Source organism: Bifidobacterium sp. UTBIF-68 (genome assembly GCF_006408855.1).
In the GTDB taxonomy this organism is placed as follows: domain Bacteria; phylum Actinomycetota; class Actinomycetes; order Actinomycetales; family Bifidobacteriaceae; genus Bifidobacterium; species Bifidobacterium reuteri.
This window is the reverse complement of the sequence record NZ_JFAN01000031.1, coordinates 22,199-40,840: the sequence shown is the minus strand read 5'-3', so window position 1 is coordinate 40,840 and position 18,642 is coordinate 22,199. Positions and strand designations below refer to the sequence as shown.

The window sequence follows — 18,642 nt, the reverse complement described above, 5'->3', positions numbered from 1 at the left end:
GTGGCTTTATGAGCGAGAACATCATGCGAATCATTGACCTTCGTGGTCAGAAACTGTCCCGTGCCGAATTGCTTGCCGCGATGCCGCGCGCTGCCATGGGCACATCCGAAGCCACCGATCTGGTGCGTCCGATTCTTGACGATGTCAAGGAACGCGGCGCCGCCGCCCTGCGTGACTTCGAGGAGAAGTTCGACCATGTGCGTCCGAAGCACCTGCGCGTGCCGGCCGAGGCCATTGAAGATGCGCTCACCACGCTTGACCCCGAGGTGCGCTCCGCCATCGAGGAATCCGTGCGCCGCGCGCGTGCTGTGGCGAAGAACCAGGTTCCCAAGGACTTTTACACTGATCTGGCCGAAGGGGCCCGTGTCGCCGAGCGCTGGATTCCGATTCAGCGCGTGGGCCTGTATGTGCCCGGCGGCAAGGCCGTCTACCCGAGCTCGGTCATCATGAACGCCGTACCGGCGCAGGCCGCCGGTGTGGAATCGCTGGCCATCGCCACCCCGCCTGCCCGAGATGACGCCGAAGGCCTGCCGAACAAGACCATTCTGGCCACCTGCGCCATCCTCGGCGTTGATGAGGTGTATGCGGTCGGCGGTGCACAGGCCATCGCCATGTTCGCCTATGGAGCCAAGGGCAGCGAGCCGCAGGACGGCGACGTGCTGTGCGATCCGGTCGACAAGATCACCGGTCCGGGCAATATCTTCGTGGCCACCGCCAAGTCCCTCGTCTCCGCATTCGTGGGCATTGATGCGGTCGCCGGCCCCACCGAGATCGGCATCATCGCGGACAAGGACGCCAACCCGAGCCTGGTCGCCGCCGATCTGATTGGCCAAGCCGAGCACGATGAGCTCGCCGGCTCCGTGCTGTTCACCGACTCCGAGGATTTCGCAGAGAAGGTGCAGGAGAACCTCAACTACCGCGTGCCGAAGACCGAGCACGCCGAACGCGTCCACACCTCGTTGTCCGGCACGCAGTCCGCCATCGTGCTTACCGACGGCCTCGACCAGTCCATCGATGCGGCCAACGCCTACGCAGCCGAGCATCTTGAGATTCAGACCAAGGACGCCGATGCGGTTGTCAAGCGCATCAAGAACGCCGGAGCCATCTTCCGTGGCCCGTATTCCCCGGTGCCGCTGGGCGACTACATGTCCGGTTCCAACCACGTGCTGCCCACCGGCGGCACCGCCCGCTTCGCCGCTGGACTTGGTGTGCACACCTTCATGAAGCCGGTCGAAGTCATCGAATACGACGAGGAAGGCCTCAAGGCACTGGCGGCCCGCATCAACGCGTTCGCCGTCTCCGAAGACCTGCCCGCCCACGGTGAGTGCGTGCTGAGCCGTTTCGTCAAGGACCCGTATGACAAGGCGACCCTGCGTGAGCAGGAGCAGGAGGCTGGTCTGCTGTGAGCGCTATTCCTTCGAACCTCCCACTGCGCAACGATCTGATCGGTGAAGAGCCCTACGGCGCTCCGCAGTTGGATGTTCCAGTATGCCTGAACGTCAATGAAAACCCGTATGCTCCCGATCCGGCCGTCTGCGACACCATCGCTAGGCGCGTGCGCGAAATCGCACCCACGCTGAACCGTTACCCCGACCGCGAGCATATCGAGCTTCGCCAGGCGTTCAGCGATTATCTGGCCCGCGAATCCGGCACCCGACTGGACGTGGACGAGTTGTGGGGCGCCAACGGCTCCAACGAGATCATGCTTCAGCTCTTCCAGGCCTTCGGCGGCCCAGGCCGAACGGCATTGGGCGCAGACCCCACGTACTCCATGTATCCGGAGTACGCGCGCGACACCTTCACCGGGTGGAAGCTGGCACATCGCAATCCCGACTTCACACTGAACGTGGACAAGGTCATCGAAGCCATCGCCGAGGTCAAGCCATCCATGGTGCTGCTGACCAGCCCGAACAACCCGACCGGCACCCCGCTGCCGATGGAGGACATCGAGCGCATCCTCACCGCCTGCGAAACCGCGGAAGTGGCCGGCGCAGGCGAAGGCGTGCATCCTATTCTCGTCATTGACGAAGCCTACGTGGAATTCCGCAAGCCCGGAACCCCCAGCGCCGTAAGCCTGATCAAGGATCATCCGAATCTGGCGGTCAGCCGAACGATGAGCAAGGCATTCGCCTTCGCCGGCGCCCGCGTCGGCTATCTGGCCGCGAACAAGGGCATCATCGACTGCGTGCGTATCGTGCGCATGCCCTACCATCTGTCCGCCGTGACCCAGGCTGCCGCGCTCGCCGCATTCGAACACACCGACGAGCAGTTGAGCCGTGTGGAACATCTGCGTGAAACACGCGAAGCCACCGCCGCCTGGCTCAAGCAGCAGACCTATAAGGGCCAGCCGCTCGAAGTGGCGGAATCCGGATCGAACTTCCTGCTGTTCGGCGGTCACTTCGACCGTCGCGACGACATCTTCGACGAACTGCTGAAGCGCGGCGTACTGATCCGCGTGGTCGGTCCGGACGGATGGCTGCGTGTATGCATGGGCACCGATGAGGAAATGGAAACCTTCCGTACCGCCCTTGCCGAAGTGCTGCATATTGTGGAGGAGAGCTGATGGCAAGAACCGCGCACATCGTTCGCGAAACCAGTGAATCGCATATCGACTTGGAGCTGGACCTCGACGGTACCGGTCAGACCGACATCGATACGTCGGTGCCGTTCTACAACCATATGATGAACGCGCTGGGCAAGCATTCGCTCATCGATTTGAAGATTCACGCCCACGGAGACACCGACATCGACGTACACCACACGGTGGAGGACACGGCCATCGTCTTCGGTGAAGCGCTGAAGCAGGCTTTGGGCGACAAGCGCGGCATCCGGCGCTTCGCCGATGCCACCGTGCCGCTGGATGAAGCGTTGGCCAAGGCCGTGGTCGACATCTCCGGACGCCCGTACTGCGTATGCAGCGGCGAGCCCGAAGGTTTCGAATACTGCATGATGGGCGGGCATTTCACTGGATCGCTTGTCCGTCATGTCATGGAATCAATCGCATTGCATGCAGGCATCTGCCTGCATATGCAGGTGCTCGCCGGCCGCGATCCGCACCACATCGCTGAAGCCGAGTTCAAGGCCTTGGCCAGGGCGCTGCGATTCGCGATCGAGCCCGATCCGCGCATCGAAGGCCTAATTCCCAGCACCAAGGGGGCTCTGTGATGGCAGACGATACCAAGGGAATCGATCCCGATGGCATCGACCCGGATGACGCCCATTTCTCTGATGAGGAACTCGAGGCGGCACTGGCCGGGTTCGAAAAGGAATTCTCGGATGACGCCGCCTCAGATGGCAAGTCTTCCGATCAGGATGGTGCCAGCTCCGACTCCAGCGTCGACTCCAGTACGGATGATGTCGCCAATGCCGTAAACGAAGCCATGGCTGATGTCGTGGACCCGTCTGTGGGATTCGACAATGAACTCGCCGGCCTGTTGGGCAACAAGGCGAAGATTGCGCTGATCGTCACCCGAGTCGCCTCCGCCGAACTGCTGGCGGCATTCTGCCAGTTGTCCGATATCTCCGCGGAATGCATCGGATCCAATCAGGGTGCGGTCGCCGTGCTGAAGAACCTTGACGGAGACGGACCCGAAGCCGCGGCCAAAGACCTGACCACCGTGGTCTCCGGCATGGCTGTGGTGCTTGCAGTCAACCGTGCGGACAAACTCGAGGCCACCATGTACATGCAGGGAGATGCCGGTCAGACGTTTGCGCCACCAGTGCTCTTCAACTCCACTCCACGCTTCGTGGAGGATCTGATGCTCGGTATCGTGACGCTGGTGCAACTGAAGAGCCAGGGTTTTGAAGTGGTGAATTCCGCTGACCTCAATCATGATCAGGCCATGGATATACTCGCCAGACATACCAGGCAAGGCCGTGCCGGGCGTGGATCCCGCATCGAATAACATCACAGTCGCCCGTATCCGGGCAAGTAGGAGAGACGTATGACCAAGAAAGCAGTCGTATTCGACTACGGGTTCGGCAATGTACGTTCCATGGTGCGCGCGCTGGCAAACCTCGGCGTGGACACTACGCTGACATCCGACTATCGGCAGGCCTTGGAGGCCGATGGACTTGTGGTGCCCGGAGTAGGCGCATTCGCCGCATGCATGGCAGGTCTGAAGCATGTCGATGGCGACCGGGTGATCTATGACCGTATCCGTGCCGGCCGTCCTGTGCTCGGCGTGTGCGTGGGCGAGCAGATCATGTTCGAGCATGGCACCGAACACGGCGAGCAGGCCGACGGCATCGGTCTGATTGGCGGTTCGGTCGATCCGCTGGACGCCGACGTGGTGCCGCACATGGGCTGGGACACCATCGACGCCGCCGAAGGTTCCGTGCTGCTCAAAGGAGTGGAGCATGCGCGCTTCTACTTCGTGCATTCATATGCCGCGATGGACGTGCATCCGGCGGACACATCCCGCTTCTCCATCGATCTGAGCGGTGAGCGCGAGCAGGTGAGCTGGTGCCGGTACGACCGCTCCAGATTCGTGGCAGCATACGAGCGCGGTCCGCTGTCTGCCACCCAGTTCCACCCGGAGAAATCCGGTGACGCCGGTGCCCAGTTGCTGAAGAACTGGATCGCGACGCTGTGAACCGAAGCGCGGCGGATTGCGCGGCGGATTGTGGCGCTGCTTGTGATACTGCGAGCAATGATTCTGGTCGGGCGATACCCGAACACGTTGGAAAGGTGATTGATATGTCGTTGACTTTGCTTCCCGCCGTCGATGTACGTGACGGCAAGGCCGTGCGCCTGCGTCAAGGCGAATCCGGCTCGGAAACCGATTACGGCTCCCCGTTCGAAGCCGCAAGCACTTGGGTCGAGGCCGGTGCCGAATGGATTCATCTGGTCGATCTGGATGCCGCATTCGGCACAGGTAACAATCGCGACCAGCTGCGCCAGATCGTCCACGAACTCGGCGACAAGGTGAACATCGAACTCTCCGGCGGTGTACGCGATGACGATTCGCTTGACGCGGCCCTGGAGGCCGGCGCCGCTCGCGTGAACATCGGTACCGCTGCTCTGGAGAATCCGGATTGGACTGCTTCGGTGATCAGGAAGTACGGCGATCGCGTGGCAGTGGGCCTCGATGTGCGTGGACACACGCTGGCGGCCCGCGGTTGGACCCGTGAGGGCGGTGACCTGTTCGAGACCATGAAGTTCCTCGACTCGGTGGGATGCTCGCGTTATGTGGTCACCGACGTGGCCAAGGACGGCATGATGTCCGGGCCGAACATCGAACTGCTGCGCGAGGTGGCCGAACGCACAGACGCCAAGGTCACCGCCTCCGGCGGCATCTCCAAGCTGGATGATCTGCGCGCCATCAAGACCTTGTCCGATTTGGGTGTGGATGCGGCGATTCTAGGCAAGTCTCTCTACGCCAAGGCGTTCACCCTCGAAGAGGCGCTTCAGGTCGCGAAGTAAGCGGAATGTGTTGTGGGCTCCCTGAGGAGGGAACCCACAACGCCTGGCGGTTTGCGCCAGATTTATGCGCAGGGCAGTTCACCGGATTCGATGAGTTTCATGAACAGTGCGTAGTCCTCGTCGTTCTGCTCGGCGTAGCTCACAGAGAACGATGCCAGGGCCTGATCGAACTCATCGGTGCCGCCCATGTAATTGGCGATGGCGATCGAATCCCCGGTACGGGCATGGGCATGAGCCAGCGACCATGCACACATGCGGGCCAGATCGATCAAGTCGGCGGCATTGAGGCTGTCGATGTCGATGGACCCCTTGCCGTTCCACAGCTGACGCACATAGTAATCACGCTTGCGGCCGTCCTCGGCCATGAAACTCGACCATCCCAGCAGCACATCGGCGGTGTTCTGGATGAGCTTCTGCCCCTGGACCACACGTTCCCCATGCGTGGGGTAGGGGGAAGCGCCGCAATAATGCTCGAGCACGGAGTATGTGGCCTCCTTCATCTGGATCATCATCGGGTCATCGATGTCACGCGCGATCCATACCGAGGTCCATGCGCGCTGACCCACCGAACCGACGCCCACCACCTTGCGTGCGGCATCCTGATAGCGCAGATGGTCGAACACCATGCGTCGATCGTCATACAGCGAATGGCGATAGCTTTCGAACAGCGTATCGATACGCGCCTGCAGCGTCTCCGGGTCGGCATATTCGGACAGTTCATTGATGGGAACCAGTTCCGGCGGATTCGATTTGAACCGCAGCTTGCCGCCCTCATAATGGCATAGTTTGGCCGCAGCGGCGTCATTGTCCTTGAGCAGCGCCTTCATAGCCGTATCGCGCAGCATGGGATTGCGTCTGCCGCTTTCGGACTCGAAACGGTCCAGCGTCTCTTCCACGTCCAGATGCTCATACCAGGCGTCCAGATAATCCATCTCGGAAAACCATTTCATGCGCTCGCGATACGTGCGCACGCACTGCAGCACCGCGTCACGCCTGTCTTTTGGCCTGATCCTGTTCGCGCGGCCACAGATCTCCACGGACACGGCCAACCGTTTCAGATCCCATTCCCAAGGACCGACCGCGGTTTCGTCGAAATCGTTGATGTCGAACACCAGTCGGGCGGATGGGGAGCGGAAGATGCCGAAATTGCCGATATGCGCATCGCCGACGCATTGCACCGGAATGCCTGTGACCGGCGTGGAAGCAAGGTCATTGGTCATGATGAGGACGGTGCCCCGGTAGAAGGTGAATGGGCTGACGCTCATGCGCTTGTACCTCAGGGGAATAAGCTCCGGTACACGAATCGCCGATTGCTCTTCAAGCAACGCGATCGCCTCTCTGCGTCCCTCTCGCACCTGCCAGATGGCATGCGACTCCAAAGGCGCTTTCGCGCGTGCGGCGATGCCCGCGCGAGAACGGTCCTTCGGCTGGACCGCTTGCTTCCAGCTGGTCACATCGATGGACGGATTGGAGGATGGTGTCAGATGGTCTTCGCTCATAACCTACAACTGTAATGCCGAACCGGGTGTGCCGGAACATGGGTGCGAGCCTTTGAGACATCTGCCGGGACATCTGCCGGGATGTTAACGGCGCTCGTAACACGGGTATGGAACACTTGGCCGTTATGGATAAACAGCAGGAGTTTGCACTGCGCACCGTCGAGGAACGTGACGTGCGCTTTATTCGTCTGTGGTTCACGGATGTGTTGGGGACCTTGAAATCAGTGGCCATCGCTCCGGCCGAATTGGAAGCCGCATTCGAAGAGGGACTCGGCTTCGACGGTTCCGCAATCGAGGGCATGACCAGGATCTCCGAGGACGACATGATCGTTCATCCTGATCCCTCGACGTTCCAGATCCTGCCTTGGCGCGGCGGTCCTCAGGGCACGGCGCGCATGTTCTGCGATATCCTCACCCCGGACGGCGAACCGTCGCTGGGGGATCCGCGTCATGTGCTCAAGCGCGCGCTTGCCAAGGCGAAGGACAAAGGTTTCACGTTCTACGTGCATCCGGAAATCGAGTTCTACCTCTTCGAAAGCCAGGATGACTGGTCCAAGGCGCCGACTCCTATCGATGAAGGCGGTTATTTCGATCACGTGCCGCGCAGCCCAGGCATGGACTTCCGCCGCGCCACCGTGAACATGCTCGAGCAGATGGGCATTTCGGTGGAATACTCGCATCACGAGGCCGGCCCCGGCCAGAACGAAATCGATCTGCGGTACGCCGATGCATTGACCACGGCGGACAACATCATGACCTTCCGCACGGTGGTCAAGGAGATCTCCCTGGAGCGCGGCATCCACGCCAGCTTCATGCCCAAGCCGCTGGCTGATGCGCCTGGTTCCGGCATGCACACCCACCTGAGCCTGTTCGAGGGCGATTCCAACGCCTTCTACGAGGCGGGTCAGGAATTCAACATGTCGCTGACCGCCCGCCAGTTCGCCGCCGGCATTCTCTACCATGCGGCGGAGATCTGTGCGGTGACCGACCAGTACGTCAACTCGTATAAGCGTCTGTGGGGCGGCAACGAGGCACCGAGCTACATCTGCTGGGGCCACAACAACCGTTCCGCACTGCTGCGCATCCCGCAGTACAAGCCGGGCAAGGGCAACTCGGCGCGTATGGAATTCCGTGCACTCGATCCGGTCGCCAATCCGTATCTGGCCTACTCGGTGCTGTTGGCAGCCGGCCTTGACGGCATCGAAAAGCAGATGCAGCTTGGCGAGCCCACCAGCGATGATGTCTGGGAGCTCACCGATGGCGAGCGCCAGGCCATGGGCATCCAGCCGTTGCCGCGCTCACTGGACGAAGCGTTGAAGATCATGCAGAAATCCGATTTCGTGGCTGATGTGCTTGGTGAGCACGCCTTCGGCTACTTCCTGGACAACAAGCATCAGGAGTGGGAGGAATACAACCAGCAGGTCACACCATACGAGCTGAAGAAATACCTGCCGAAACTGTAACCGTAAGCATTCCGCACTTTCCCACCCCGTCGATGGTTGGTCCATCGGCGGGGTTTCCCTTGGTGCGTCGCAAGAGTTGTGACGGGCAGAGGTGGGAATACTGTTATCGCTGAGCCGATATGAAAAACGATTGACGTAACTGCCGTATCGGTTTGTGACACTGAGAACAAGAGTATTCGAGAGAGCATCTATGGCGAACGCACCTGCAAGCACCGCGCGCACCGACCGCTTCTTCACCCTGCCGGTCGTCATTCTGATTTTCGCCAGTTTCATGTTGGGCATGAGCGAATTCGTGGTCGTGGGCATTCTGCCGGACATCGCAACCGGTTTGAAGGTTTCGGAAGTGACCGTCGGCAATCTGGTGGCCATTTTCGCATTCGTGTACGCGCCCTGCACGCCGCTGGGCTCCGCCATTTCCGGTCGTTTCCCCCGATTCGCCACGTATTTGACGCTGATGGGCGTCTTCCTGGCGGGCAATGTATTGTGCGCGTTCGCGCCGAACTATCCGGTGCTGTTGGCAGCCCGCTTGCTGATCGCATCGGTGTCCGGCACATTGGTGGCCATTGCCATGACGTTCGCCCCCGATGTGACGCAGGTGCATTACAGGACCAAGTTCATCGCGTGGGTGTTCTCGGGTTTCTCCATCGCTTCTGTGGTGGGTGTGCCGATCGGCACGTCCATCGCCAATGCTTTCGGGTGGCGCGTCACGTTCTATCTGATTTCGGCATTGACTGTGGCGCTGATGGTGCTGATGTTCACCGTGCTGCCGCGCAACAGTCATATCGTCAAAGTCGGGTTCCTATCCCAGTTCCGCCTGTTCTTCGATCGGCGCATCCATCTGGGCGTGCTCATCGTGGTGTGTGGCGCGGGATCCAGCTATGTGTTCTATACATATCTGACGCCGATTCTGCGCGATGAGGTTCATCTGCCTGAGCGATACGTGAGCCTTGGCCTGGTGGTTTATGGCGTGGCCTGTCTGTGGAGCAACCTGTATGCAGGCAAACTCGCTGAGCGTGGCAGGGGAGTGGAGCCATTGTTCCATCTGCGCTGGGTGTTCCTGGCTCATGCCGTGCTGCTGTGTTCGCTGGCTGTCGCTCATTGGCTGTCCTGGTATGGGGCGATCGCGTTGATTCTGCTCGGCATGTTCATGTATCTGTTCAATGCATCATCGCAGGTGCTGTACATGGATGTGGCTGCACAATCCCATCCCGGTTCGATGAACCTCGCCGCGTCGCTCAATTCCATGTCCTTCAACATCGGCATCGCAATAGGCTCAGCCGTGGGCGGTGTCGTCAATGATCACCTCGGACTGACCTGGCTTGGCCCGGTCGGTGCGGTGTTCGCGCTGCTGGCCATGGTGATGTCGATGATGCTCGGGACCATCGGCAAGCGCGTCGAACGGTGAACGCACCCCGCCAACGTGTCCCGCCGGGGATGCGTTCAGGAGCGGGGCGAGCCGAACCAGCTCTCATAGATGATGGAGAAGTTGCGGTTGCCGTAGCTTGAGCATGAGTCGCCCTCGCCCACACCGGCGGACAGCGCCGCCTCATTGGGCTGATACGGCGTATAGATATAGAGCAGTGCGGTCGCCTTGTTCCTGATGTATACATTCGTGCCGCCGCAGGAGGCGTTCGGATGATACTGCACGTAGTTCAGCGCATTGGCATGGTACCCGTATCGATCCTCGTGTGCCGTGTAATACTGGTAGCGCTTGGCTGAGCCGAACACCTGCTTGAAGAAACCGGCGTACTGCGGGTCGCAGTTGGCGTCATCCGGACAGCTCAAGCCCATGGCGGCCTTGTACTGGAAATCGGTGATGGTGGTGGCGGTGACCAGATGCTGTTCCTTTTGCAGGACTGTGAGCAGCACCTTCTGGCTGATGCCGCATGCTTTGGCCGACTTGGTGATGATGGTTGCAGCAGTCTCACCCTTCGCGCCCTTGTAAGCGTCGCAGTATTCGTCGGCTGGCTCGTCGGTGGTGTCGAAGGTCTTCGATTTGAGGCATTCGGCACCGGAACAGGCGGCACCCTGCTCGTCGAGGAACGATTGTACTTCGGATTCGCTCATGGCGTTGCCGTTGAAGAACTGCCCGTCCGAGATGATGTCTCCGGGATCGAAGTCATACTCCTGTGTGAGTTGCAGCTGGCGGGTTTCGGCTTCCTTGACGTCGATACGCCACTCGGCGAAGCGCACGGTGACCAACGCCAAAGCCATGGCGCAGACGATGACGACTGTGGTGACGAATACCGCTTTGACCTTGTGCCACGGGCCGGCATGCTTCCACCACTGCAGTGGATTGCGGACACCGCGGTTATGGGACCTGGTGCTCGCCGGTTTGCGGCTGCGCGCCTTCTTGCCTTGCGCGCCGGCACTTTTGCCGTTGCTGGGCTTGTCGCCACGACTGGGCTTGCGGGTGTTGCTGTTCGATTGCTTCGCTTGTGTCATCGCCCGTTATTGTAATAGCCGGAGATAGGAGCCCATTACGCTCGCGGTGAATCTGCGGGCTTCCCGCAGAAAGCACCGGTGGCACGTTTCTGGTGGGTCTGGAGGATCGGGCGGGTCTGACATGCGTATCACGAACGTAGGCTTGGCCGAACGGCCTTGAGCGTGTCGAGATGCGTATGTCAGACCCACCAATGCCAGTCGGCAATCACATCAGAGCCTTCTTGATGCGGTTCAGCGACGCCGGTCCGTTGGTGCCGAGTTCCTGGGCCCATAGGCTCACATAGAACTCCTCCAGCATCCATCTGGCCTGCTCCGCCTGTTTCATCAACGCCTCATGCTTCGGCCCAGCCGGTTCCGCCTTGGCGTGAGCCAGCGCCTTGTCCACCAGCTGTTTGGCCTCATCGGCCTGCCACGCCCATTTCACATCACGGTTCTTGTCGGTTTTCGCCTTGGCGAGACGCATCACATCGGCTTTGAGATAGCGGGACAGTGATCTGAGCGCCTGCGGGGGCGTGCGTCCGATGAAACCGGGATAGACCAGTGCGACGATATGCTCGCGAATCGACTGCAATACCGAAAGCAGAGGAAGGTCGGCCTTGCCGGATGTCGCCTTATCCACCTCGGCATACGCCTTGATGATGCCGATCACATCATGGGCCACCTGATAGACGGTATCCTCGTACACTTCGCGCACGTCAAGCACGGCGTTCGCCAACGCCTCATCATCCTTCAACGAGTCCACATTCGGCAGAAGACGTTTGACCGCAGCAAGCTGCAGATCCTCCACAAGCGCCTTGGTGGACTTGTACGGTGCCGCCGCCAACATCAGCGCCTCCGCGCCCAGCCACCTGCTGGACACACGTTCGTCCGGCAGACGGAGCGCGTCCAGCGCACCATGCCAGAGCATGGTGGCGCGCGATTCGGTAGTGGCCCCCGCCTTATGCAGCAGATTCGCCTGACTCACCAGATTGCCCTGCTTCGCCGCCTGATCAGCCTGTTTCCGCACCATCTGACGGGCCTGCGCCTGCGCCTGTGCAGCGTACTTGCGTTGCAGGGCGACAAGGTCCTTCGACGTCTCCAACACCTTGACGGCACCATGGCCACGACGTCGGCCGCGCGGCGAACCGCTTGGCGGCAGCTGCTGTTCCACCGAAAACGTGACCTTCAGATACGGCTGAAGCCTGTCCATAAGCTCCGGGCCGAGCACTTCGGGGTGAATCTGGGCCCCCACGGTGGCGATGGCCGCCTTGGTGAATACATGGGCCAGGTCAGGCCAGCCTACGGTCTCGCCGTCCTCGTTCACCGGAGCGGGATTCGGCTTCTGCTGCGAACCCGATCCGGGCAGATCGGGATAATGCTCGTCAATCCATGTGCGGATCGCACGGGCCGCATCCGGAGCGGGGACGAATTGCACGCGCAGCTGTTTGGGCAACGCCTTGATCATCGCCAGAATCAGCTCATCCAGCAGACCGGGAACAATCCAGGTGAACTGGTCGGGCGCAATGCGGGAAAGCGCCTTCAACGGCACATGCACGGTCACGCCATCGAGCGGATTGCCCGGCTCGTACACGTAGCTCAGCCGCAGGTCGATGGGCTGGCCGTCCGTGCCGACCGTATGCCAATGATCCGGGTAATCGTTCAGGCTCACCGATTCGCTCGATGCCAAGCGATCCACTTTGGATGGGTCGAACGTCAGGAGATCGGGCCGCCGGTCATGCTCGTTCTTCCACCATTTCGCCAGATCCGCCACCGATGTGACGTCTGCGGGGATCACGGCATTGTAGAAATCGAACAGATCCTCGTCCGAGACGGTGTCCGCCAGTTGGCGTGTCCGGCTGGCGTCCTCGGCGGCGTCCTCGAGAATGTCGCGGTTGGCGCCGACGAAATCGTCGTAGCTGAACCGCTGCTGGATATTGCCTTCCACCAGCCCCTGACGCAGCAGGAAGTCGCGGGCCTCCAACGGGTTGATGCCGCCCCATTGCACAGTGCGGTCCTGCACGATCGGCAAACCGTACAGCAGCACGCGCGCAGTTGCCACCGCCGAGCCTCTCGAACCGGACCAATGCGGTTCCGCATACGTGGTGCGCGTCAATTGTCCGGCCAACGGTTCCGCCCATGCCGGATCGATCGCCGCCGAATACCGTGCCCACAGGCGTGATGTCTCCACCAATTCCGTGCTCATCACCCACGAAGGGGTTTTCTTGGCCACGGCGGAAGCGGGGAACAGGGCGAAACGGGTGCCGCGAGCACCCTGATAGTCGTTCTTCGACTGTTTCTGGGCGCGTTTCATCGCACGGGCCCGGGCTGCGCCGGTGAGTCCCGCGAAATCAGAGGCCTTGGGCTCGCGTACGACCTGCATGCCCATCATGGACAATAACCCGGCGAGCATCGACTTGTGGATGCCGTCCGCATCCCACGCGCAGCACATCGAATGTGCGGGTTGCTGATTCAGCGGCAGCTGGCGCACCTCCAAGCCGGGGCGCGTGGAGGGGAGCGGGTCACCGACCTTGAACTTCAGCTCTTTGCACAGCTGCCTCAGCTGCGATACCAGATCCTTCCACTGGCGCATCCTGAGCCAGCTGAAATACTCGGTCTTGCAGATGCGGCGCAGGGCGTTATTGCTCGGATCGCCATCGGCCTGGAACACCCGATCCCAGATATTGAGCGCGGTCAGGAAGTCCGACGTCTCATCCGCATACCGGTTATGGATGCGGTCGGCTTCCTCTCGCTTGTCGTCCGGGCGTTCGCGGGGATCCTGCAGGCTCAGGAAGGAGACCACCACCAGTACTTGGGCCAGCAGATTCGGAGAGCCGGATTTCGCCGCTTCGATCACCATGCGTCCAAGACGGACATCGATCGGGATGCGGGCCAGCTGCCGGCCGATATGCGTCAACGTCACTTCGCCGCGCTTGCGTCCGATCGCCTTGAGCTCGGTGAGCTCATTGAAACCGTCGGACACGGCTTTCATATCCGGCGGATCGATGAAGCCGAAGTGCGTGACATCCTCGGCCGTGCGCGCAACGCCCACCGACAGCATGTGCAGCACGACGGCACCCAGCGAGGTCCTCAGGATCTCGGGTTCGGTGAACTGCGGACGGGTCTCGTAATCCTCGCGCGAATACAGGCGGATCGCAATGCCGTCCGCGACACGGCCGCATCGGCCGCTTCTCTGGTCGGCGCTGGCTTGGCTGATCGGCTCGATCGGCAGTCGCTGCACCTTGGCCGTCTTGGAGTACCGTGAGATGCGGGCGGTGCCCGGATCGACCACATAACGGATGCCCGGCACGGTCAGCGAGGTCTCCGCGACATTGGTGGCGATGACGATGCGCTGATGGGTGTGCGGCTCGAATACCTTATGCTGATCCGAGGAGGACAGGCGCGCAAACAACGGCATGATCTCAATGGCGTCGGGCCGGCGCATGTCGTCCGCGCGCGGACCGTAATGATGGCGCAATGCCGTCTCGAACTCGTGGATGTCGCGCTCTCCGGAAGCGAAAACGAGAATGTCACGCGGGCCTCGCTCGTGGGAGGAGTGGATCACCAGTTCGGCGCAGGCGCGAGCCACTGCCGTCGGCATGTCGGTGATGCCGTCATCAGCATAGTCGTCCGAACGACGTGAACGGGGCAGATCGGCGTCGGATTGCGCGATTGCGTTCGCCAGCTCCTCATAATCGGCGTCTCCAGGGCGGGCTCCCGTGGCGAACCCCGGCACTTCGCGCATCAGCGCCGGCGCAGTACCCAGCGGCTCATAGACCACTTGCACAGGGAACGTTCGCCCTGACACCTCGATGACCGGCACCTTCTCATGCAGGGCATGGGCGAAATGCTCCTGGAACTTCACCGAATCGATGGTGGCGGAGGTGATGATCAGCTTCAGATCGCGGCGGCGCGGCAGCAGTGCGGTCAGATAGCCGAGCAGAAAATCGATGTTGAGGCTACGCTCATGGGCTTCGTCGATGATGATGGTGTCGTACTTGGACAGGTTCGGGTCACGCTGGATCTGTGCGAGCAGGATGCCGTCCGTGACTACGCGCAGACGGGTGTTCGGAGAGCTCTCATCCGTGAAACGGACCTGATAGCCGACCTCATCACCCAATCGCACACCCAGTTCGGACGCGATACGCTCGGCTACCGTGCGTGCCGCGATACGGCGAGGCTGGGTGTGCACGATCTGCCGGCCATGGGTGCCACGGCCCAGTTCGAGCAGGATCTTCGGCAGCTGCGTGGTCTTGCCTGAACCGGTCTGGCCGGAGATGATGACGACTTGTGCATGCTGAACCGCGTGCGCGATTTCTTCACGGGCGGCGGAAACGGGAAGTTCGGCGGGATACTCAAATTTCATGACGGACTTCAATAATACGGAAGCCCTTGGAGCTTGCGTATTTGCGCACCGAGAACGCTGCGCCCAGCGCCTCATCCAGCCAGGGGATCAACGAATCGGAACCGAGATTGCGCTGCACCACCAGATAGGCGGCTGCGCCCGGCTTGAGCCGCGGCAGCCAGGCCATGAGCAGCGTGTGCAGGGCCTCTTTGCCGATGCGGATCGGAGGATTCGACCAGATCGCATCGAACTGCAGCTCCTGTGGCAATGCTACTGCGTCTTTTGGTTGCTGCGCCGCCGGCAATGGTGTGCTTGAATCGTCCACCTGCGAGATGCTGATGTTGGTGCAGCCATTCGCCTCGCTGTTCACGCGCGTCAGGTCCAGGGCGCGTTCGTTGACATCCACGGCCCAGACATGTGCATCGGGGGAGTCGAAAGCCATGGCGAGGGCAATCGGCCCCCATCCACAGCCCAGATCCAGAAATTCGCCTTCGAGCGGCAGGTCAGGGGCCTGACGGAGCAGCACGGATGTGCCAAGATCGACACGTGAGTTGGAGAACACGCCGTTGGACACCTGCACCTTCGCCTCATGGCCACGCAGGGTGACGTTCATCGTCTTGCGCGCATCCTTGGATTGCGGCTCGGAAGCGAAATACTGTTCTGCCATTGCATCGACTCCATTTCCACGCGGTCTGCGCATCGGTTATCGCCGTGCTCGCACGGCTCATACACATATTGACGGGCTCTGTGGCCATTGTGACACGTTTCGGGCATGTCAGCTCGTCTGATGATAATAAGGAGCCATAGAAGAATCGTGAACCCGGGATTTGAGAGGCGCCCTTGAGCGAACACAACCAGTACACCGACATCGACCATGGCAGTTCCAGCATCACTTCGCAAGGAGTCCTTTCCGCCCAGTCGGATGTGCTGCTCGACACCACGCAGCAACCATCAGGATGGCATGAGGACGCCAATCAGGAATGGGAGGAGCGCGAGGCTCGCAACGAACTCAAGCATGTGGCGGGTCTTGGCGAACTGGAGGACGTCACTGAAGTCGAGTACCGCAAGGTGCGGCTCGAACGCGTGGTGCTGGTCGGCGTCTGGTCGAGTGCGGTTACGACGCAGACCAAGGCCGAGGAATCGTTGAGGGAGCTGGCCGCGCTCGCCGAAACCGCGGGTGCCGTGGTGTGCGATGGTCTGTTGCAGCATCGGTTGAAGCCGGATGCCGCCACGTATGTCGGCTCGGGAAAGGCTCGTGAGATCGCCGATATCGTGGCGCGCGAGGAGGCGGATACCATCATCGTGGATGATGATCTCGCCCCTTCTCAGCGTCGTGCGCTGGAGGATGCCGCCAAAGTCAAAGTGGTGGATCGCACCGCGGTGATCCTCGATATCTTCGCACAGCATGCCACTTCTCGCGAAGGCAAGGCGCAGGTGGAGCTGGCCCAACTGGAGTATATGCTGCCGCGACTGCGTGGCTGGGGTGGCTCCCTGTCCCGTCAGGCCGGAGGCCGTGCAGCAGGCGCGGATGCGGGTATCGGATCCCGTGGCCCTGGCGAGACCAAGATCGAGATGGACCGTCGTGTGATCCGCACCCGCATCGCGCGGCTGCGTCGCCAGATACGCGACATGGCGCCGGCGCGTGAGATCAAACGCGGATCCCGCAGGCGCTATGGGCTGCCGACGGTGGCGGTGGTCGGATACACCAATGCCGGCAAATCGTCGTTGACCAATCGGCTGACCGGCTCGACAGAGCTGGTGGAGAACGCGCTGTTCGCCACGCTGGATACTGCGGTCCGTTGTGCGAAGACCCATGATGGACGGCTGTATGCCTATGTGGACACAGTGGGTTTTGTGCGCAGGCTGCCGACCCAGCTGGTGGAGGCCTTCAAATCGACGCTGGAGGAGGTGGCGGAGTCCGACGTGATTGTGCACGTGGTGGATGGTTCTCATCCGGACCCCTTCTCGCAGATCGATGCGGTCAATGCCGTCCTGGCGGATATCGAGGGCACGGCATCCATTCCGCGCATCGTGGTGTTCAACAAGGCCGATCAGGTCGATGCCGTCACTCGGGAGCGGTTGATGGCGTTGCAGCCTGATGCGTATATCGTTTCCGCATATAGCGGCGAGGGTGTGGATGGATTGCGTGCCGCCGTGGAGGCGTTGCTTCCGGTGCCGCATGTGCACGTCAATGCCGTGCTGCCCTACAGCGCTGGCTCGTTGCTGTCCCGCGTGCGCGAATACGGCAAGGTAGGCAAGGTGGAATACCGTGATGACGGCGTATTGCTGGAAGCGGACGTCGACTCCCACCTTGCTGCACGGGTCATTGATGCGTCAATCGATTAACGTGAGCAACATCACAGATGTATTGTGAGCGCTAACAACACTTGCGAATGCTGGGATTGTCTGTTGATTCGGCGGTTTCATGGGAGCGCAAACGTCGGCACGGTTTTATACAGTGAAACCGTTAGTCACAAGGCCTGCCATACTGCAGACCGCCTTTGAAGAGAGGTAAATCCATCATGGCGGAAACTACCGTTAAGCCCACGAAGCTTGCCATCATCGGTGCCGGTGCTGTTGGCTCCACCCTCGCCTTCGCCGCTGCCCAGCGTGGCGTCGCTCGCGAGATCGTGCTTGAGGACATTGCCAAGGAACGCGTGGAGGCCGAGGTGCTCGATATGCAGCACGGCTCCAGCTTCTACCCGACCGTGTCCATCGACGGTTCCGACGATCCTGAGATCTGCCGCGACGCGGATATGATCGTCATCACTGCCGGCCCGCGTCAGAAGCCCGGCCAGTCCCGTCTGGAGCTCGTCGGCGCCACCGTCAAGATTCTGCAGGCCATCATCCCGGGCCTGGTCAAGGTCGCCCCGAACGCCATCTACATGCTCATCACCAACCCGGTCGACATCGCCACCCACGTCGCCCAGAAGATTTCCGGCCTGCCCGAGAGCCAGGTCTTCGGCTCCGGCACCAACCTGGATTCCGCCCGTCTTCGCTTCCTGATCGCCCAGCAGACCGGTGTCAACGTCAAGAACGTCCACGCCTACATCGCCGGCGAGCATGGCGACTCCGAAGTGCCGCTGTGGGAGTCCGCCACCATCGGTGGCGTTCCCATGCTGGATTGGACCCCGCTGCCGGGCCACGAGCCGCTCGACGCCGTCAAGCGTGAAGAGATTCACCAGGAAGTCAAGAACGCCGCCTACAAGATCATCAACGGCAAGGGTGCCACCAACTACGCCATCGGCATGTCCGGTGTGGACATCGTCGAGGCCGTTCTGCATGACACCAACCGCATTCTGCCGGTGAGCTCCATGCTCAAGGACTTCCATGGCATCTCCGATATCTGCATGTCCGTGCCGACCCTGCTCAACCGTCAGGGCGTCAACACCGCCATCAACACCCCGGTCTCCGACAAGGAGCTCGCTGCTCTGAAGCGCTCCGCGGAGACCCTGAAGGAGACCGCCGCCAAGTTCGGCTTCTGATTGA

14 protein-coding genes are annotated in these 18,642 nt (G+C 61.1%); 10 read left to right on the top strand and 4 right to left on the bottom strand.

Going from position 1 to position 18,642, the window contains the following annotated elements; all coding sequences use genetic code 11:
• The first annotated feature begins 8 nt into the window (after positions 1 to 8).
• The 6 genes from hisD to priA all read left to right on the top strand — a co-directional run bounded on the left by hisD (position 9) and on the right by priA (position 5,425).
• The gene (hisD, locus tag BW14_RS09345; protein ID WP_181162366.1) at positions 9 to 1,406 is read left to right on the top strand and encodes a histidinol dehydrogenase; all 1,398 of its coding nucleotides are present in this window, start codon (positions 9 to 11) and stop codon (positions 1,404 to 1,406) included.
• On the top strand, positions 1,403 to 2,563 hold the full coding sequence (locus BW14_RS09340; protein ID WP_140462434.1) for a histidinol-phosphate transaminase: 1,161 nt from the start codon (positions 1,403 to 1,405) through the stop codon (positions 2,561 to 2,563). Before hisD ends, BW14_RS09340 begins: the two co-directional genes overlap by 4 nt.
• Positions 2,563 to 3,165, top strand: a complete 603-nt coding sequence (gene hisB, locus BW14_RS09335; protein WP_140462433.1) for an imidazoleglycerol-phosphate dehydratase HisB — start codon at positions 2,563 to 2,565, stop codon at positions 3,163 to 3,165. Before BW14_RS09340 ends, hisB begins: the two co-directional genes overlap by 1 nt.
• 20 nt (positions 3,166 to 3,185) lie before the next feature.
• Entirely contained in the window at positions 3,186 to 3,905 is a 720-nt protein-coding gene (locus tag BW14_RS09330) for a hypothetical protein (RefSeq protein ID WP_375137559.1), read from the top strand.
• Between the two features lie 39 nt (positions 3,906 to 3,944).
• A complete protein-coding gene (gene hisH / locus BW14_RS09325) occupies positions 3,945 to 4,595 on the top strand; it encodes an imidazole glycerol phosphate synthase subunit HisH (protein ID WP_044088755.1) in 651 nt (216 codons plus the stop codon).
• 104 nt (positions 4,596 to 4,699) lie between these two features.
• Positions 4,700 to 5,425: a bifunctional 1-(5-phosphoribosyl)-5-((5-phosphoribosylamino)methylideneamino)imidazole-4-carboxamide isomerase/phosphoribosylanthranilate isomerase PriA gene (priA, locus tag BW14_RS09320; protein ID WP_044088756.1), complete on the top strand. Its 726-nt coding sequence runs from the start codon at positions 4,700 to 4,702 to the stop codon at positions 5,423 to 5,425.
• A 62-nt stretch (positions 5,426 to 5,487) separates the two neighbouring features.
• On the opposite strand, the gene BW14_RS09315 is transcribed toward priA, so the two are convergent.
• Positions 5,488 to 6,924: a DUF2252 domain-containing protein gene (locus tag BW14_RS09315; protein WP_140490380.1), complete on the bottom strand. Its 1,437-nt coding sequence runs from the start codon at positions 6,922 to 6,924 to the stop codon at positions 5,488 to 5,490.
• A 125-nt stretch (positions 6,925 to 7,049) separates the two neighbouring features.
• Between BW14_RS09315 and glnA the strand changes: the two genes are divergently transcribed.
• Together glnA and BW14_RS09305 are read left to right on the top strand one after the other, a co-directional pair.
• On the top strand, positions 7,050 to 8,387 hold the full coding sequence (glnA, locus tag BW14_RS09310) for a type I glutamate--ammonia ligase (protein WP_044088759.1): 1,338 nt from the start codon (positions 7,050 to 7,052) through the stop codon (positions 8,385 to 8,387).
• 190 nt (positions 8,388 to 8,577) lie between these two features.
• A complete protein-coding gene (locus tag BW14_RS09305; protein ID WP_044088760.1) occupies positions 8,578 to 9,792 on the top strand; it encodes an MFS transporter in 1,215 nt (404 codons plus the stop codon).
• A gap of 35 nt (positions 9,793 to 9,827) precedes the next feature.
• On the opposite strand, the gene BW14_RS09300 is transcribed toward BW14_RS09305, so the two are convergent.
• From BW14_RS09300 to BW14_RS09290, 3 genes are all read right to left on the bottom strand, one after another.
• Entirely contained in the window at positions 9,828 to 10,832 is a 1,005-nt protein-coding gene (locus tag BW14_RS09300) for a hemagglutinin (protein ID WP_140490378.1), read from the bottom strand.
• Positions 10,833 to 11,037: 205 nt separating this feature from the next.
• Positions 11,038 to 15,174, bottom strand: a complete 4,137-nt coding sequence (hrpA, locus tag BW14_RS09295) for an ATP-dependent RNA helicase HrpA (protein ID WP_140490376.1) — start codon at positions 15,172 to 15,174, stop codon at positions 11,038 to 11,040.
• The gene (locus BW14_RS09290; RefSeq protein ID WP_044088762.1) at positions 15,164 to 15,820 is read right to left on the bottom strand and encodes a class I SAM-dependent methyltransferase; all 657 of its coding nucleotides are present in this window, start codon (positions 15,818 to 15,820) and stop codon (positions 15,164 to 15,166) included. The genes hrpA and BW14_RS09290 overlap by 11 nt, the downstream gene beginning before the upstream one ends.
• A gap of 173 nt (positions 15,821 to 15,993) precedes the next feature.
• Between BW14_RS09290 and hflX the strand changes: the two genes are divergently transcribed.
• Both hflX and BW14_RS09280 read left to right on the top strand, forming a co-directional pair.
• Positions 15,994 to 17,499, top strand: coding sequence for a GTPase HflX (gene hflX / locus BW14_RS09285; RefSeq protein ID WP_140490374.1), 1,506 nt, complete (start codon positions 15,994 to 15,996; stop codon positions 17,497 to 17,499).
• A gap of 176 nt (positions 17,500 to 17,675) precedes the next feature.
• Positions 17,676 to 18,638, top strand: a complete 963-nt coding sequence (locus BW14_RS09280; RefSeq protein ID WP_044088764.1) for an L-lactate dehydrogenase — start codon at positions 17,676 to 17,678, stop codon at positions 18,636 to 18,638.
• The last annotated feature ends 4 nt before the right edge of the window (positions 18,639 to 18,642 follow it).